The 15,855-nt window shown below is 69.2% G+C and carries 2 protein-coding genes; both read right to left on the bottom strand.

Annotated elements, in window-relative coordinates:
- A partial coding sequence (locus DEU38_RS04135; RefSeq protein WP_114718992.1) for a non-ribosomal peptide synthetase occupies positions 1 to 4,997 on the bottom strand: 4,997 nt, incomplete at its 3' end.
- A 132-nt stretch (positions 4,998 to 5,129) separates the two neighbouring features.
- Positions 5,130 to 15,824: a non-ribosomal peptide synthetase gene (locus DEU38_RS04130; protein WP_114718839.1), complete on the bottom strand. Its 10,695-nt coding sequence runs from the start codon at positions 15,822 to 15,824 to the stop codon at positions 5,130 to 5,132.
- Positions 15,825 to 15,855: the final 31 nt, after the last annotated feature.

Here is a 15,855-nt window from a genome sequence, read left to right as displayed (position 1 = left end):
GTCGACGCCTCGAACAGGGTCCGCACGGGCACCTGCGCATCGAGCGCGACACCCAGCCGCGACACCACCTGCGTACCCAGCAGCGAATTGCCACCGAGACCGAAGAAGTCGTCGTCCAGACCCACCCGCTCGATCCCCAGAACCTCGCCGAACACGCCGGCCACGATCCCCTCGACCGGCGTCGTCGGGGCACGGAACGCCGTGGCCTCGAAACTCGGCTCCGGCAACGCCTTCCGATCCAGCTTGCCCGACACATTCAACGGGAACGCATCCAGCACCACGAACACCGCCGGCACCATGTACGACGCCAACGACGTCGCAAGCGCGGCCTTCACGACCTCGGTGTCGACCGTGCCACCCACAGTGGGGACGACATAGGCGACGAGCTGATCGTTCTTCACCAACACCACGGACTGCGCGATCACATCCTGCGCCAGCAGTGCGGTCTCGATCTCCCCCAACTCGATCCGCAGACCACGCAACTTCACCTGGAAGTCCGTACGCCCGATGTACTCCAGCTCGCCCGACGCATTCCACTTCACCAGATCGCCCGTGCGATACATCCGCTCGCCGCCGTCACCGAACGGATTCGCCACGAACCGGTCCGCCGTCAGATCCGCGCGCGAGACATACCCACGCGCCAACTGCACACCCGCCAGATACAGCTCACCCGGCACACCCACCGGCACCGGACGCAGCCGCGCATCGAGCACGAACACCTGCGTATTCCACACCGGCGCACCGATCGGCACACCCGCAGTGTCCGCCACCGTCACCTCGTGGAACGTCACATCCACCGCGGCCTCGGTCGGCCCGTACAGATTGTGCAACGAAGCCGACGAAATCGCCCGGAACCGCTCCGCCGTCCGAGCCGGCAGCGCCTCACCCGACGCGAACACCAGACGCAACGAATCCGCCCGGGACACAGACGATTCCGCATCACCGCTCGCTGACCACTCCGCCACGAACACCGACAACATCGACGGCACGAAATGCGCCACCGTCACACCACGATCGGCCATCACCCGCACCAGATAACCCGGATCCCGATGACCATCCGGCGCCGCCACCACCAGACGCGCACCCACCTGCAACGGCCAGAAGAACTCCCACACCGACACATCGAACGTGAACGGCGTCTTCTGCAACACCACATCGCCCGCAGTCAGCCCGTACTCGGCCTGCATCCACACCAGACGATTCACGATCGCGCCGTGCTCGACCGCCACACCCTTCGGCCGACCCGTCGACCCCGACGTGAAGATCACGTACGCGGTGTTCGAAACACGAAGGGCAGCAACCCGATCCGCATCCGTCACCGCCGCAGCCGAGAACCCGGATACATCCGCCTCGTCGAGATTCAGGATCCGGACGGACCCCTCCCCCGACGCCTCGAAACCGTCCCGCGACGTCGACAACACCAACACCGGGTCCGCTGTGCCCAGGATGTAGGCGTTGCGCTCGACCGGCTGATCCGGGTCCACCGGCACATACCCGCCACCGGCAGCCAGCACCGCGTACATCCCCACCAGCAGATCCAGCGAACGCCGCATCCCCAGACCCACCAACGAGTCCGGACCCACACCCTCCGAGATCAACAGGCGCGCCGTGCGATTCACCCGCGCAGCGAACTCCCCGTAACTCAGCGACTCGCCCTCGAACTCCAGCGCCGTCGCATCCGGAGTCCGCGCCACCTGCGCCTCGAACAGGTCGACCAGCGTCGCCCGCGGCACCTCGTGATCGGTGGCATTCCATGTGCCGAGTACCTGATCGCGCTCGGATGCGTCCAGCAATGCGACGTCGCCGACGACCGCTGCCGGATCCGTCACGACCGACTCGAGTATCCGCACGAACCGGTCCCCGAACGACGTCATCGTCGCGTCGTCGAACAGATCGGTCGCGTACGTCAGGGCCACGGAGTATCCGGACTCGTCGCCCGCCTCGAGCACCGTCACCTGAAGATCGAACTTGGCTGTGGCGGAGTCGAACTCGACCTCCGACACCGCGAGGTCACCGAGGGTGAGATCCGCACGCCCGAGATTCTGGAACGTCAGCATCACCTGGAACAGCGGATGGCGGCCCTGCGATCGCTCCGGATTCAGCACCTCGACCAACCGCTCGAACGGCACGTCGGCGTGGCCGAACGCCGCGAGGTCGGTACCGCGCACGCGAGAGAGCAACTGGTCGAACGACTGCGCGCCGTCGACCTCGGCCCGCAGGACCAGGGTGTTGACGAACATTCCGATCACGTCGTCGAGCACCTGCTCGCCGCGTCCGGCGACCGGCGTGCCGACCGCGATGTCGGTCGTGCCGCTCAGCCGTGCCAGCAGCACCGACAGGGCCGCGTGCACCACCATGAACGGGGTGGCGCCACGCTGCCGGGCCAGTTCGTCGATCGCCGTGGACAGATCCGCGTCGAGTTCGAACCGGTGGGTGGCACCGTGGTCGGACGCCACCGCGGGGCGCGGCCGGTCCGTCGGCAGATCCAACTGGTCGGGCAGCCCGGCGAGCGCCGTCCGCCAGTAGTCGACCTGCTGCGACAGCAGCGATTCCGGATCGTCGTCCGTGCCGAGGACGTCGCGCTGCCACAACGTGAAGTCGGGGTACTGCACCTCGAGCGGAGTCCAGGCCGGATCCGAACCGGCCGACCGTGCCGCGTACGCGAGCATGACGTCGCGCGTGAGCGGTCCGATCGAGAAGCCGTCGGCGGCAATGTGATGCACCACGAACACCAGCACGTGCTCGTTCTGCGACACCTCGAACAGCTGCGCCCGCACCGGGATGTCACGGGACAGATCGAAGCCGGCGCCGACCAGCGCACCGACGCGGTCGAGGATCGACTCGGCCGACACCGCCTCCACGGGAAGCAGTTCGCCGATCTCGCTCGATGCGCGGACCACCTGGTGCCCGACACCGTCGAAGTCCGGGAACACCGTGCGCAGCGACTCGTGGCGGTCCACGACGTCGGCCACGGCGGTCTGCAGCGCGGGCACGTCGAGGGTGCCCGACAGTCGGATAGCGACCGGAATGTTGTTGACCGTGGAGTCGGGCTCGAAACGGTTCAGGAACCACATCCGCTGCTGCGCGAGGGACAGCGGAATGCGTTCCGGCCGTGGACCGGCGACCAGAGCCTTGCGGGCCTCGCCGCCGACGGCATCGGCTACCTGGGCCGCGAGCGCCTCGACGGTGGACGCCTCGAACACTGCACGCACCGGAATCTGCGCGTCGACCGCGGCAGCCAACCTCGACACCACCTGCGTCGCGATCAGCGAGTTCCCGCCGAGTTCGAAGAAATCGTCGTCCAGCCCCACCTGCGGGACGTCGAGGACGTCGGCGAACACCGACGCGACGAGTTCCTCCGCCGGGGTGACCGGGGCCCGGAACTCGCGCGCCTCGAACACCGGCGCCGGCAGCGCCTGCCGATCGAGCTTGCCCACCGGCGTGAGAGGGATGTCATCGAGGACCATGACGGTCGACGGCACCATGTGCCGCGGCAGGGAACGTCCGACGAACTCGAGCAACGCCGCGGTGTCGATCTGGCGGCCGGAGACCGGACGCACGTAGGACACGAGAACCTTGCTGCCCGTGGTGGCTTCGTGCGCCACGGTGGCGGCGAAGTCCACATCGTCGTGCTCGGCCAGCGCGGCGTCGATCTCCCCCAGCTCGATGCGGAAGCCACGGATCTTGACCTGGAAGTCGGAGCGGCCGACGTACTCGATCTGCTGGTTCGCGTTCCACCGGACGACGTCGCCGGTGCGGTACATCCGGGTCCCGGGCTCACCGAACGGGCACGCGACGAATCGCTCCGCGGTGAGCGCGAACCGGTCGTGGTACCCGCGGGCGACGCCCGGGCCCTGCACGTAGAGCTCACCCGCGACGCCCACCGGGGTGGGCCGCAGCCGGTCGTCGAGCACCACGAGCGACATGCCCTGCGTGGGACCGCCGATCGTGATCGGTTCGCCGGGGACGAGCGGATCCGAGATCGCGGTCATGATCGTGGTCTCGGTGGGGCCGTAACCGTTGAAGAACCTGCGGCCGGATGTGGCCCAGCGCGTCACCAGATCGGGCGGGCACGCCTCGCCTCCGACGACGACGTCGAGGAAGGTATCCAGCCCCTCGGGGTTCACCGACGCGAGCGCCGCGGGGGTGACGAAGCCATGCGTGACGCGTTGCGTCGCAATCAGTTCGGCGAGATCGTCACCGCCGTACACCGTCGGGGGTGCGATCACCATCGTCGAACCGGCGCCCACGGACAGGAGTAGTTCGAGAACCGAGGCGTCGAAGCTGGGCGACGCGAAGTGCAGGGTACGGGCCTGTGCGGTGAGGTTGTAACGACGGACCTGTTCGGCGCAGAAGTCGCCCAGGCCGGCCTGTGTGACGACGACACCCTTCGGGCGGCCGGTCGAACCGGATGTGTAGATCACGTACGCCGGATCGGCGTCCGCCAGCACCCGGCTGCGGTCGGCGAAGGAGATCGGCTCCGGGGAATGCTCGGCCAGTACACGTTCGAGGTCGTCGCCGAGGACGAGCCATTCGACGGAGTCCGGGAGCGAATCGCGGGACTCGGCTGTCGTCAGTCCCACCACGACGCCCGAGTCGGTCACCATGTGCTCGACACGGTCGGCGGGATAGTTCGGATCGACGGGCACGAAGGCCGCACCCGACTTCGCGACACCCCACACGCACGACACCGACTCGATGGACCGCGGCACGGCCACCGCGACCGAGTCGCCGGGACCGATGCCCCGTTCGATCAGGACCCGGGCGAGACGCGAGGACCACGCGTCGAGGTCCTCGTAGGTGCGAGAGCGGTCGCCGCACACGAGGGCGGTGGCCGACGGGTCACGCTCGACAGCGGCCGCCAGCAGCTGCGGCAGCGTCGTCGAACGGGGACGGCTCCGGCGCGCCGGACGTTCCCGGCGTTCCGGGCGCGGGCGCCTGGTGCGCTTGCGCTCGTCTCCGTCATTCCCGTGCAGCTCCCGACCCTGCTCGCTCATGCGTTCAGAACACCTCGTGCGTCGATCGCCTGCACCCGAAGACTCGGCTTCTGCCGACTCGGCATCTCACAACGCAGCACAGTGACTCATTCCTTACACATACATCGCCCGGGACAAACCATCATTATCGCCTCACGCGGACCATGCCTCCGCATCGGCGACGACCCGCCGGACTTCCGGCCGTTCCTCCGGCAGTGCGCCGTCGGTGAGCACGAGGACCTCGAGATCCTCGAGTTCCTCCACGTCGAGGGCCTGCGCGCAGGCCGCCGACACGAACGCATGGGTCACCCATTCGTCGGCCAGAAGGTCGGTGACGTTACCGTCCGGTAGTGCCGTGACGACGGTCACCGCACCTGCGGTGGACGCGATGATCAGCTCGATCGCGGACCACACGCTGCTCAGGGGCTCGGTACACGCGGTCCGGGACTCGTAGGTGATGTCGTAGCGGGCGCGGTCCCGTTCCGCGAACGCCACCACGTTTCCGTGGGTGAGCGAGAACGATCCGTCTGCCGCCACGATTGCGGGATCCTCGGAGCCCAGTCGGCGGATCCGCTCGGTGTAGGTGACCGGTCGGCCCGACTGCTCGTCGATGTGGATCCGGTCCGCGTCGCCGTCCAACACGACCCATTCCATGCTGTCGGGAAGGGCGTCGACGTGTGCGGACGTCGTGATGCCGACCTTGGCCGGCATGCCGGACGGCATCCGATCTGCGTCTGCTGCGTCGATCGGTGTCAGCGCGGCACCGCTCTTGAGCACCGCCCACGCCGCGACCACCGCGTCCGCCGAGCGCGGCAGCACGATCGGCACCTGGTGGCCCGGGCCGACGCCCTCGCCGATCAGCAGCCGCGCCAGCCTGGACGACTGCTCGTCGAGGTCACCGTAGGTGATCTCCTCACCATCGTCCGAGATCGCGGGGGCCTCCGGATCGGCCTCCACCACCGCGGAGAGGATCTGCGGCACCGTGCTGCCGCTGGGCACGACGACTGCGTCCGACTCGACGTTCGCCGATCGTCCGACCGTTGCGGCACTGCGCAGCTGTGCGCGCTCCGCGTCGGACACGATGTCGATGTCACCGACGACGGCGCGGGCATCGGTGGCGACGGCCTCGAGGATGCGGACGAACCGCTGCCCCAGCATCGCGACCGTCGACTCGTCGAACAGGTCCGTCGCATAGGTCAACAGCGCCTCGAGATCTCCGGAGGGCGCGGGCACCAGTGTCAGCTGCAGGTCGAACTTGGCGGCCCGCTCCTGATCCGGCACCGCGCCCACCGTCAGACCGGGAAGTTCGAGTGCGGCCTGCTGCTGGTTCTGGAACGACAGCACGGTCTGGAACAGCGGGTGCCGCGCCGTCGAGCGGGACGGCGACACTGCCTCGACCACGCGCTCGAACGGCAGGTCCGCGTTGCCGAACGCCGCCAGATCCGTCTCACGGGTGCGAGCGAGGACATCCGTGAACGTCATCGACGACGTCAGTTCCGTCCGCAGCGCGAGCGTGTTGACGAACATGCCCACGAGATCGTCGAGCGCGGCGTCCCCGCGTCCGGCGATCGGGGTGCCCACCGTGACGTCCCAGGTTCCGCTGAGCCTCGCGAGCAGAACGGCCAACGCGCTGTGCGCCACCATGAACAGCGATGCGCCCTCGGCCCGCGCGAGGGAATCGAGTGCGGTGTGCAGTGCGGCCGGGATCGTGAAACCTGTTTCGGCTCCGCGCATCGACGCCACCGGCGGGCGGGGACGGTCGGTGGGGAGGTCGAGCAGATCCGGCGCGCCCGACAGCGTCCGCACCCAGTACTCGAGCTGGTCGGCGGCCACCGTGCCGGGCTCGTCCGCCGAGCCCACCACCTCGCGCTGCCACAGCGCGAAGTCCGCGTACTGCACCGCGAGCTGGGACCACTGCGGTGCCTCGCCCCGGCTGCGAGCGGCATACGCGGCGACCAGGTCCCGGGCCATCGGCGCCATCGAGACGCCGTCCGCGCCGATGTGGTGGACGACGAACGCGAAGACGTGGGTGCGGTCGTCGATCCGGAACAGTCCCGCCCGCGCCGGCACACCGCTGGTCACGTCGAAGCCCTGGCCGAGCAGACCGCTCACGTGGGAGAGCAGTTCGTCCGCGTTCACGGAGACGGGCGTGAGATCGAACTCGACCCGATCGGTCGGCAGGATCACCTGGTACGGGCCGTCCGCGTCCTCCGGGTAGTACGTGCGCAACGCCTCGTGGCGGACGAGGACGTCCTGCAGGGCTGCACGCAGCGCACCGTTGTCCAGGTCGCCGGTGAGCTGCATCGCCAGCGGGATGTTGTACGTGGTGGATTCGGGCTCGAGCCGGTTCAGGAACCACATGCGCTGCTGCGCGAGCGAGAGCGGGATCCGGTCCGGCCGGGGCCCGGCGGTGAGCACCTTGCGCGCACCCGCGCCCGCAAGGCTCTGTACCTGCGCCGCCAGCGCACCGACGGTCGACGCCTCGAACAGGGTCCGCACGGGCACCTGCGCATCGAGCGCGACACCCAGCCGCGACACCACCTGCGTACCCAGCAGCGAATTGCCACCGAGGCCGAAGAAGTCGTCGTCCAGACCCACCCGCTCGATCCCCAGAACCTCGCCGAACACGCCGGCCACGATCCCCTCGACCGGCGTCGTCGGGGCACGGAACGCCGTGGCCTCGAAACTCGGCTCCGGCAACGCCTTCCGATCCAGCTTGCCCGACACATTCAACGGGAACGCATCCAGCACCACGAACACCGCCGGCACCATGTACGACGCCAACGACGTCGCAAGCGCGGCCTTCACGACCTCGGTGTCGACCGTGCCACCCACAGTGGGGACGACATAGGCGACGAGCTGATCGTTCTTCACCAACACCACGGACTGCGCGATCACATCCTGCGCCAGCAGTGCGGTCTCGATCTCCCCCAACTCGATCCGCAGACCACGCAACTTCACCTGGAAGTCCGTACGCCCGATGTACTCCAGCTCGCCCGACGCATTCCACTTCACCAGATCGCCCGTGCGATACATCCGCTCGCCGCCGTCACCGAACGGATTCGCCACGAACCGGTCCGCCGTCAGATCCGCGCGCGAGACATACCCACGCGCCAACTGCACACCCGCCAGATACAGCTCACCCGGCACACCCACCGGCACCGGACGCAGCCGCGCATCGAGCACGAACACCTGCGTATTCCACACCGGCGCACCGATCGGCACACCCGCAGTGTCCGCCACCGTCACCTCGTGGAACGTCACATCCACCGCGGCCTCGGTCGGCCCGTACAGATTGTGCAACGAAGCCGACGAAATCGCCCGGAACCGCTCCGCCGTCCGAGCCGGCAGCGCCTCACCCGACGCGAACACCAGACGCAACGAATCCGCCCGGGACACAGACGATTCCGCATCACCGCTCGCTGACCACTCCGCCACGAACACCGACAACATCGACGGCACGAAATGCGCCACCGTCACACCACGATCGGCCATCACCCGCACCAGATAACCCGGATCCCGATGACCATCCGGCGCCGCCACCACCAGACGCGCACCCACCTGCAACGGCCAGAAGAACTCCCACACCGACACATCGAACGTGAACGGCGTCTTCTGCAACACCACATCGCCCGCAGTCAGCCCGTACTCGGCCTGCATCCACACCAGACGATTCACGATCGCGCCGTGCTCGACCGCCACACCCTTCGGCCGACCCGTCGACCCCGACGTGAAGATCACGTACGCGGTGTTCTCCGGCCGCAGCGGTGCCCGCCGCTCCGCGTCCACGATCGGCGCGTCCGAGAAACCGGACACATCGGTCGTGTCGAGTTCGACCACCGCTGCGGCACCGGGCAGATCACCGCCGTCGCGCGAGGTCGTCAGGACCAGTACCGGCTTCGCGGTGTCGAGGATGTAGGCGTTGCGTTCCGCCGGTTGATCCGGGTCCACCGGAACGTAGGCGCCGCCCGCGGCGAGCACGGCATACATGCCCACCAGCAGATCCAGCGAACGCCGCATCCTCAGACCCACCAACGAGTCCGGACCCACACCTTCCGAGATCAACAGGCGCGCCGTGCGATTCACCCGCGCAGCGAACTCCCCGTAACTCAGCGACTCGCCCCCGAACACCAACGCCGTCGCATCCGGAGTCCGCACCACCTGTGCCTCGAACAGGTCGACCAGCGTCGCCCGCGGCACGTCGTGGTCGGTGTCGATCCACTGCCGCAGCACCAGGTCGCGTTCGGAGTCGTCGAGCAGGTCGATCTCGCCGACGGGTACTCCCGGGTCGGCCGTCGCGGCGGACAGGATCCGCAGGTACCGGTCGCCGAAGGCGCGGACCGTCGCCTCGTCGAACAGATCGGTCGCGTACGTCAGATCCATCGTCAGGTCGGGCGTCTCGCCGGTCGATTCGGCGAAGGTGACCTGGAGGTCGAACTTCGCTGTGGCGGAGTCGAACTCCACCTCGGAGACGGTCAACCCGCCCAGCGCGAGGTCGGTGCGTCCGAGATTCTGGAACGTCAGCATCACCTGGAACAGCGGGTGCCGCGACTGCGAACGCGCCGGGTCGAGGATCTCCACCAACCGCTCGAACGGCACGTCGGCATGTCCGAACGCCTGCAGGTCGGTCTCACGCACCGCGGCCAGGAGATCGTCGAACGAGCGGGCGGTGTCGACGTCACTGCGCAGCACGAGGGTGCCCACGAACATGCCGACGAGGTCGTCGAGCGCCTGCTCGCCGCGGCCCGCGATCGGCGTGCCGACGGCGATGTCGGAGGTGCCACTCGACCGCGCCAACAGCACCGCCAGCGCCGCGTGCACCACCATGAACGAGGTGACGCCGCGTGCGCGGGCCAGTTCGGCGAGCGCGGTCTGCAACTCTCCGCTCAGCGGGACGGACAGCCGTGCCCCCCGATACGACGACACGGCGGGACGGGGACGGTCCGACGGCAGATCCAGCTGGTCGGGCAGACCAGCGAGCGCGGATGTCCAGTAGTTCTGCTGCTGGGCGAGCAGTGACTCCGGGTCGTCCTCACTGCCGAGAACCTCACGCTGCCACAGCGTGTAGTCGGCGTACTGCACACCCAGCGGCGCCCAGCCCGGCACGGTCCCGGCGGATCGCGCCGCGTACGCGATCATGACGTCGCGGGTCAATGGGCCCATCGAGAAACCGTCCGCCGCAATGTGATGCACGACGAGCACCAGGACGTGTTCGGTCTCCGACACCGAGAACAGTCGCATCCGCACGGGCAGGTCGGTAGTCAGATCGAACCCGGCCGTCACCATCGAATCGACGATCGCGGGCAGGTCCACATCCGAGATCGGTTCCGCCGAAAGCGGCGCCGACACCTCGACCGCGGGCCGGATCTGCTGGTATCCGACGCCGTCGATGTCGGGGAACACGGTACGCAGCGATTCGTGCCGGTCGAGCACGTCGCCCATCGCGGCAGCGAGGGCGTCGACGTCCAGCGCTCCGGACAGTCGGATCGCGAGCGGGATGTTGTTCACCGCCGACTCCGGCTCGAAGCGGTTGAGGAACCACAACCGCTGCTGCGCCAGTGACAGTGGGATCCGGTCGGGACGCGGCCGCGCGACGAGCGCCGTCCGGGCGCCGGCGTCGGATTCCATCACGCGGGCCGCGAGTGCCTCCACGGTGGAGACCTCGAACAGCAGCCGGACCGGGACGGTCGTGTCCAGTGCGGCGCCCAAGCGGGAGGCCACCTGCGTCGCAAGCAGCGAGTTGCCGCCGAGCGCGAAGAAGTCGTCGCCCTGCCCCACCCGGTCGACGCCGAGGACGTCGGCGAACACCCCTGCCACGGTTTCCTCGACCGGCGTCGCCGGGGCCCGGAACACCGCCGTCGCGAACTCGGGCTCGGGCAGCGCCTTGCGGTCGAGCTTGCCGCTGCCGGTGAGCGGCAACCGGTCGAGCACCAGCACGGCAGCGGGCACCATGTAGGCCGTCAGTGACCGGGCCGCGTGCTCCTTCAACGCCGCGACGTCGATCGTGCGACCGTCGGCCGCGGTCACGTACGCAACGAGCTGGTCGCGGATCACGAGCACGGCGGCCTGCGCGACGGATTCGTGTGCGGCCAGTACCGATTCGATCTCGCCGAGCTCGATCCGGAAGCCGCGCAGCTTCACCTGGTCGTCGGCGCGGCCCACGTAGTCGATCACGCGGTCGGTACCGGTGCGCACAACGTCGCCGGTGCGGTACAGCCGGCTTCCCGGGCCGCCGAACGGGTTCGCGACGAACCGCTCCGCGGTCAGGCCGGGACGGCCGAGGTAGCCGCGGGCGACGCCGACGCCGTCGAGGTAGAGCTCTCCGGGAACCCCGGCGGGCACGGGCCGCAGCCGCGCGTCCAGCACGTAGGCGGTCGCGCCGCGGATGGCGCGGCCGATCGTGACCGGCTCCCCCGGCACCAGCGCGTCGGAGATGTTCGACGCCACGGTCGCCTCGGTGGGGCCGTACGCGTTGAACATCGCCCGGCCCGGCGCCCAGCGGGACACCAGGTCGGCCGGGCAGGCCTCGCCGCCGACCACGACTACACCCAGCGCGTCCAGGCCCGCCGGATCGACCGACGCGAGAGCGGCCGGCGTGACGAAGGCGTGCGTCACGCGCTGCTGCCGCAGCAGTTCGGCAAGTTCGTGCCCGCCGTAGATGGTCGTCGGCGCGATGACCATCGTCGCGCCGGCACCGAAGGCCATGAGCAGTTCCAGGACCGACGCGTCGAAGCTCGGTGACGCGAAGTGCAGCGTGCGCGAACCCGATCCGAGTCGGTAGCGCTCCACCTGCTCGTCGGCGAAGGCCGACAGCCCGGTGTGGGTGACGACGACGCCCTTCGGCACGCCGGTCGACCCCGACGTGTAGATGACGTACACGGCGTCGGCGAGGTGCAGGGGGCGCCGCCGGTCGGCATCGGAGACCGCCAGCGCGGACGCGCTCGCGATCTGCTGTTCCGTTGCTGCGTCGTCGAGCACGAGCAACGGCAGCCCGGACGGCAGCGCGTCGGCATGCTCGGCATGCGTGATACCCAGCACCGCACGAGAATCCGACACCATGTGCGTCACGCGATCGGCCGGGTAGTTCGGGTCCACCGGTACGAACGCGGCACCGGACTTGGCGACCGCCCACACGGCGGTCACCGAATCGATCGAGCGGGTCAGCGCGATCGCGACGACATCGCCGGGTCCCGCACCGCGGTCGATCAGCACGCGCGCCAACCTCGACGAGCTCTCGTCGAGTTCGCGGTAGCTGACGGTCCGCTCCCCCGCCACGAGGGCGATCGCGGACGGATCGGTGCTCGCCGCGGATTCGAGGATCCGTGGCAGCAGGAGCGGTTCGGTGACACGGCCGTCGGCCGCCGTCAGCGCGGACATCTCGGCGCCGTCGAGGATCTCGATGTCGCCGACCACCACGGACGGATCGGCCGTGACCGCCCCCAGTACCCGCAGGAACCGTTCCGCGAACGCACGCATCGTCGACGCATCGAACAGGTCCGTCGCGTAGGTGAGGTCGACATCGAATCCTGCTGCGCCCGAATCGGCCTCGGCGAGCGTCACCGCCAGGTCGAACTTCGCGACGGCGGCATCGAAGTCGACGCCCGAAACGGTCAGGTCACCGAGGGCGAGTTCGGTCCGGTCCATGTTCTGGAACGAGAGCACCACCTGGAACAGCGGATGCCGCGCCTGCGAGCGGGCCGGGCTCAGAACCTCGACCAACCGCTCGAACGGGACATCGGCGTGACCGAACGCCTCGAGATCCGACGCGCGAACCTGGGCGAGCAGTTCGGTGAACGGGCGATCTTCCCGGACGTCGGCGCGCAGCACGAGCGTGTTGACGAACATGCCGACGAGGTCGTCGAGCGCGGCCTCGCCACGACCGGCGACGGGGGTGCCGATCGCGATGTCGGTGGTGCCGCTGAGCCGGGCGAGCAGCACCGACAGCGCGGCGTGCACCACCATGAACGGGGTCGTGCCGGCCTCACGCGCGACGGCGTCGAGTCGCGCCGCGAGTGCCGCGTCGATCCCGAATCGATGCGATGCGCCGGCATTCGACGCGATCGCGGGGCGCGGGCGGTCCGCGGGCAGATCCAGCCGATCGGGCAGGTCGGCGAGAGCGGCGCGCCAGTGGTCCACCTGCCGCGCGATGAGCGACTCCGGGTCGTCCTCGCTGCCGAGAACCTCACGCTGCCACAGCGCGTAGTCGGCGTACTGCACGTCGAGCGGCGTCCAGCCCGGGGCGACACCGGCCGAGCGGGCCGCATACGCCATGACGATGTCACGGGTCAGCGGTCCCATCGAGAAGCCGTCGGCGCTGATGTGGTGGACCACCACCACGAGCACGTGCTCGGTGGCGGACACCGCGAGCAGCCGCATCCGGATCGGGACCGCGGCCGTGACATCGAATCCACGGGAGATCGTCTCGGTGACCGCACCGACGATGTCGGATTCGGTGATCGACTCGGCGTCCAGATCGACGGTGACCCGGTCCGCGGGCAGGATCACCTGGCTCGCGGCGCCGTCCCGTTCCGGGAAGACCGTGCGCAGCGACTCGTGCCGGGCGACGACATCGTTCACCGCGCCGCGCAGCGCAGCGACGTCGAGCGAGCCCGACAATCGGATCGCGACGACGATGTTGTTGACCGCGGAGTCGGTGTCGAAGCGGTTGAGGAACCACATCCGCTGCTGTGCGAGCGACAGCGGCACGGTCTCCGGGCGCGGCTGCGCGACCAGCGGGGCGCGGGTGTCGCCGCCCGCGGCGACCTGTGCGTCCACCAGGGCCGCGAGCCGGGCGACGGTCGGCGCGTCGAAGAAGTCGCGCACGTCGATGCGGATGCCGCGTTCGGCGTTGATCCGCGCGACGACGCGGGTCGCGCTCAGCGAGTTGCCGCCGAGGGCGAAGTAGTCATCGTCGACGCCCATCCGCTCGGCGCCCAGGACCTCCGCGAACGTGGCCGCCAGCATCTCCTCGGTGGGGGTGCTCGGCGCGCGGTACTCGCTCGCCAGCGACGAGAAGTCCGGTGCGGGAAGGGCCTTGCGGTCGAGCTTGCCGCTCGCGTTCAGCGGGAACTCGGCCATCGCGACGAACAGGGACGGCACCATGTACTCGGGCAGCCGCGCGCTCACCGTGGCGGCCATCTCCTCGCGGTCCACGGGCGCGCCGCCGTCGGTGACGACATAGGCCACGAGGTGGTCGCCCAGCTCGGGGTCGGCGTGCACGACCACGACGGACTGCGACACCGCATCGTGGTCCAGCAGGGCCGACTCGATCTCGCCGAGCTCGATGCGCAGACCGCGCAGCTTCACCTGGAAGTCGGTGCGGCCCACGTACTCCAGCTCACCGGAACCGCCGAGCTTGACGAGGTCACCGGTGCGGTACATGCGCTCGCCCGGGCCGCCGTACGGGTCGGCGACGAACCGGTCGGCCGTCAGGTCGGGACGCTGCAGGTAACCCCGTGCCAACTGGACGCCCGCCAGATACAGCTCGCCCTCGGTCCCGGCCGGAACGCGGCGCAGTCCGTCGTCGAGCACGTACAGGCCGGTGTCGGCCACCGCGGCGCCGATCGGCACCGTGGCGGTGTCGGCCGCGGTGACCTCGTGGAAAGTGACGTCCACGGCGGCCTCGGTGGGGCCGTACAGGTTGTGCAGCGCCGCTCCCGAGATGTCACGGAAGCGGGCTGCGGTCTGCGGCGGTAGCGCCTCACCCGACGCGAACACGTTCCGCAGTGTCGTGACTGTCGCCGCACTCGGTTCGACCACGAACACCGACAGCATCGACGGCACGAAGTGCGCGACGGTGACGCCGCGCTCGACCATCGTGCGGGCCAGGTACGCGGGGTCGCGGTGGCCGTCCGGCAGCGCGATCGTCAGACGCGCACCGGCCTGCAGCGGCCAGAAGAACTCCCACACCGACACGTCGAACGTGAACGGCGTCTTCTGCAGCACCACGTCGGCTGCCGTCATCGGGTACATGTGCTGACGCCAGCGCAGGTTCGCGACGATCGCACCGTGCCCGACTGCCACACCCTTCGGGCGGCCGGTGGACCCGGACGTGAAGATGACGTACGCGAGGTTCTCGCCCGTCAGCGGTGTGAGACGGTCCACGTCGGTGACCGGATCGGCCGACAGTGCGTGCAGATCGAGGGTGTCGATCGCGAGGACCGGGGTGTCGGTGTCGAGCGTGAGACCGTCCCGAGTCGTCGTGAGGATCGCGGCCGGACGAGCGATGTCGAGCACATAGCCGAGGCGGTCGGCCGGATGGTCCGGGTCCAGCGGGACGTACGCGCCGCCCGCCTTGACGATTGCGTACATCCCGATCAGCAGGTCGATCGATCGCCGGATGCCGAGACCCACCAGGGTGTCCGGACCGACACCGAGCGAGATCAGGTGGCGCGCGAGGCGGTTGGCGCGGGCATCGAACTCGGCATACGTCAGCGTCGCGCCGTCGAACTCGAGCGCGACGGCGTCCGGGGTGGCGGCGACCTGCTCGTCGAACAGTGAGGCGAGCGTGGTTGCGGGCTCGGCGGACGCCGCTGCGTCGTCCCCGAGCACCTCGGCGGCATCGCTGAACAGGGCACTCAGCAGCCCGGGCAGTCCCCCGGTCTCGGGCGCCTCGAGCAGACCCGGCGCCACGGTGGACAGCACGACCGGCACGAGCGCATCGATGCCGAGCACCCCGCCCATCGCGGCGTCGAGGGTCTCGATCTCCTGCTTCAGCTGTGCGTACGTGACGGTGATGTCACCAGCGGTCAGGGCGATCCGCTCGGGATCGACCTCGACCACCCCGGCGAGGAGTCGAGGCAGATCCTCGACCGTCAACGAGTCGACTCCGGGCTGCTGGGCCGCCATGTTCTTTGTCCTTCCCGACATCTGAAAACTT

It is taken from the genome of Rhodococcus sp. AG1013 (genome assembly GCF_003350365.1).
GTDB lineage: Bacteria > Actinomycetota > Actinomycetes > Mycobacteriales > Mycobacteriaceae > Prescottella.
The sequence above is the reverse complement of the archived record's forward strand: the minus strand, read 5'-3'. Positions and strand labels throughout refer to the sequence as shown.